2 protein-coding genes are annotated in these 2,912 nt (G+C 23.7%); both read right to left on the bottom strand.

Annotation, left to right across the window (positions count from 1 at the left end; all coding sequences use genetic code 4):
* Nucleotides 1-44: 44 nt before the first annotated feature.
* Entirely contained in the window at nt 45-1,604 is a 1,560-nt protein-coding gene (locus MALL_RS04150) for a glycoside hydrolase family 95 protein (RefSeq protein ID WP_005684036.1), read from the bottom strand.
* Nucleotides 1,605-1,611: 7 nt separating this feature from the next.
* The coding region (locus tag MALL_RS04530; protein WP_005684035.1) for a hypothetical protein at nt 1,612-2,912 on the bottom strand (1,301 nt) is incomplete at its 5' end.

The following is a 2,912-nucleotide window of genomic DNA, read 5'->3' as shown; positions in this document are numbered from 1 at the left end:
CATTTTGTAATATTCATGGAATAGCCGCAGGAGATCATCCTCAGTTAAATTCTCATCCTGGACCGTTCAACCAATGGATTATTTTGATTATATGCACTAAATCCATTTTCTAGTTTATCTTTTGTGCTTTTTATACCATTATATACATAAGAAGTCACTCTACCTGGTTCACGTAAAGATTCAATATAATCAATTAATGGTAAAGCCGATTTAGTCATATTAGTAGAATATGTTGGTCAATAATTCATTTGTAAATTCACGTTCAAATGATAATCAGCATGTCAAGCAGAACTATTAGATGCAGCTCATATTCCTTGTAGATTTGATGGTAACATTTTTCTCTTTGGATCAAATTCAGGTGTTTCTCTTGATGAAGCAAGCGTTAAATATCTACCGAATTGAAAAAGTAGCACTTCTAAGTATCTTTTTTGATTATCATTTAAAATGTTTCTATTGTATTCACTTAATATAGTTTCAGTGTCTTTGTTTAATGGTCTACTTTGATTTAAATTTAAATTAAATGTAGAAAATTTTGGAACGTAATCATCAATATGCCTTTGGTATAGTTGTTCATAATCATAACTTGATGCTTGGGTTATATAATCATTTACTCTTTTTTCTAACTGTTCTTCGGTTTCGCCACTTCTATAAATTGGATAATTATTTTTATAATCTGTTCCTATATTAGTTAAAATAGTAACTTCCGATGAATCACTTATTTTTATAGTTCCTTTATTGTCTTTATTAATATTTTCAGTGTTCCCGTCTTTACTAATTACTTTTGTTTTTGAATAAAATTTTAAGTCATTATCGCTTAATGTTCCTTTGATGATTATAGAATTTTTCTCAGCTATACTTGTTCAAGTTCTTTGATAAGTAATAGGTTGAGTAGGAAAATCTCCACTTCCATGTGAATTATCCGGTTCTAAATTAACGTTAAAATTTAATTTATCTGGACCTATAGTTTTTATATTAGTAACAATAACATTGTCAGGGTAACTAACAAAATTAGTTCTAATATAAGTTGTTTGTCCTATTTTGTAAGTAACAGTAATTGTTGCATTGTTTAAGTCAAGACTGCGTTTGTACTCGGTCTGTGTGTGTGTGTGTGACTTATCATTGCTAAAATCTAAATAGATTGATCCATAAGAACGGAATCCTCCAGAGCCATTAGAGGCATCTTTATTATATGGTCCTAAAAGTTTTGATTTAGCTAATTTAGAAGCTGCTTCTATATCACCATTTTTAAATAATCTATTAATTTCTTTTATAGTTTCACCATTTTTTCCGTTATTTATTATGTTTCCACCTAAATAATTTGGTCTAGATTTACTTGGTCCACCAGTTCAAAAACTTTTTTCATTTAGTTGAACACGTTCTTTTTTTATGTGACCAAATATTGTTGCTCCTAATGCTCCATTTCCAATTGGAAGTGAACGCTTCTCTCAACCTTCCCTATATTGATTATTAGTTTCCTTAAAAAATTCTATTTTTAGTTCTTCTTTTTTAATTTCATTCTCACTTTTTAACGATGTTGCCAATAAAACAAAAGGGCTTGTTATTAAGAATAAATTACCTAATACTTTTATTATTTTATTTTTCATAATACTCCTATTTAATTGTGTATTTCATTAAAATTTTATTTATTTGTTTTTCAACATTATTAAGTGAAAATTTAATAGAAATTATTTCTTGAGGTCTGGTTTGGGTATCATGGAAAAATGATAATTCAAACTTAAAATAATTTTCATTACTTATTAATAAGTTTTCAAGACTTATTTTTTTATTATCAACAAATACAAAAATATGTTTTGAAAGAATTTTAAATTCGTCTATACTTAATGGTTTATCATTATTTTTTCTTGTTTTAATTTTATTTATTATTGAATTTAATTTGTCATCTTCAATAAATGAATTAATTTCTACAATAAAGTTGTTTAAATCTAAAATTTCTGTAACTAGTGAATAATGATTGTTTAAAAAATATTTTATGCTTTTATCATTTTTTTTCTTAATTGCTTTAGTTAAATCATTTTTGTTTTTATCAAATTCAGATAATAAGTTTATGCTTGATTTAAACTTAGAGTGTTCTCTATTTTTTATCATTAATTTTGTTGTATTATTGAGGTTATTTATCGATTTCTTTTTATTTTTTAATTTAATACCAAAATTTAAATCTGATTCTAACTTAGATGTAAAAGTGTCTTTTGTTAAATAAAATTCAATACTATAATCATCTTTAATTAAGTTTTTGTAATTAGGCAATAAATCACTTAAATAAACTTTTTCACCTTCAAAAACAAAATATATTTTTTTTGATAAAGAAAAAATTTCATTTTCTTGAGTTATATACATTTCTTTTTTGTTTACTAAGTCAAACATTTCATAAAAAACTAAACCTTCATTATTTTCAACATAGAGAAAATTATTATATTTTTCAAAAAAGTTTTTATACATTTGTATTATTATTTTTTCATTATTATCTACATCTTCTTTTTTACTAAAATTGCTTGATTGTAGTACTTTTTGAATATTTGTATGTATTTCTAAAATTTCTTCTTTCAAAATATTTGATAAATCAGTTCTAAATTGTGTTGGAAATTTAATATTAATAATTTTGTTATTATTATTGTTTAACTTTTCTATTATTTTCGTTTCTATTGTTATAAAATTTTTTGAATAATTTAACTTGATTTTTTCATAATTTAATTCAACTTTAAATTCATTATTAGAAAAATTTATTTTTTTAAGTTTTTCTATAAAGAAATCTCTTTCTGTGTCTTGATTATAAATTTCATCAAAAATATCAACGTCTATTTTTTTGATGAATTGATTTATTGGTGTGTTAGATTCTTTTTCTATTGCTTCAAGTAATGTTTTAAATGAATTAAATCTTTTTCTAACAGAGATTT

The sequence above is a fragment of the Mycoplasmopsis alligatoris A21JP2 genome (genome assembly GCF_000178375.1).
Taxonomy (GTDB): domain Bacteria; phylum Bacillota_I; class Bacilli_A; order Mycoplasmatales; family Metamycoplasmataceae; genus Mycoplasmopsis; species Mycoplasmopsis alligatoris.
This window is presented reverse-complemented; position numbering and strand designations above follow the sequence as displayed.